At 36.5% G+C, this 622-nt stretch carries 1 protein-coding gene; it reads right to left on the bottom strand.

All coding sequences use genetic code 11. The features are described 5' to 3' along the window. Positions 1 to 55: 55 nt before the first annotated feature. Positions 56 to 550 (bottom strand): hypothetical protein, encoded by a 495-nt coding sequence (locus tag M3P05_RS20675; RefSeq protein ID WP_249702040.1) that lies wholly within the window; start codon positions 548 to 550, stop codon positions 56 to 58. Positions 551 to 622 lie beyond the last annotated feature (72 nt).

The raw sequence follows: 622 nt of genomic DNA, 5'->3' as shown, positions 1-622 counted from the left end.
TTGCATCAGGGGCTGCGCCGCAGGTGCAGTCCCTTGCCTGCACTTGTTATGCGGTTTATGCACGACCTCGTAACTTATGTAATGTTTTAGCCCAGAAAGATGAACTGCCTATTAACCAAAGACCTATGCCAAGTTGAAAGAATAATCCTGCAGGGTAGAGAAAGTTATCCCAAGATAGAGAAATATCAATCGAGTGGGTTAAGAACAATAGAGACCTTGGGAGGTATGCAATAGCAGTTACAATGAAATATAGCCCCGCAATTTGTAAAAATAGCTTTTGAGTATCTTCACTTAATGAATATTTAGCGTGTTCATTTTCTTGTGATAAGACAGAATTTGCCGCTTTATTAATTAAATGTACAGAGGCTAAACCAATAATTAATATCGAGGATATAATAACAATGTACCAGACTGTACTGATACCTTGGTTTTCATGCTGTTCCAAATTTGCAAGAAGAATGATCACGCTTGGCAAATTTAGAATTACATGGATTAGCAGCCAAATTGAAAGCAGTTTTAATGCAATAGCTGTAATTTGCTGTTTTAACATAGTAATTACTTTGTTATTCAATATTAATTTTAAGTGCGAGGCTTTCGAGAAATTTCAATAACCGCATAACGC

The organism is Parendozoicomonas callyspongiae (assembly GCF_023502345.1).
Taxonomy (GTDB): domain Bacteria; phylum Pseudomonadota; class Gammaproteobacteria; order Pseudomonadales; family Endozoicomonadaceae; genus Sansalvadorimonas; species Sansalvadorimonas callyspongiae.
The sequence above is the reverse complement of the archived record's forward strand: the minus strand, read 5'-3'. Positions and strand labels throughout refer to the sequence as shown.

Bases quoted from the DNA above. Each gene is read 5' to 3' on its own strand.
- M3P05_RS20675 (WP_249702040.1), bottom strand. From the start codon at position 550: ATGTTAAAACAGCAAATTACAGCTATTGCATTAAAACTGCTTTCAATT.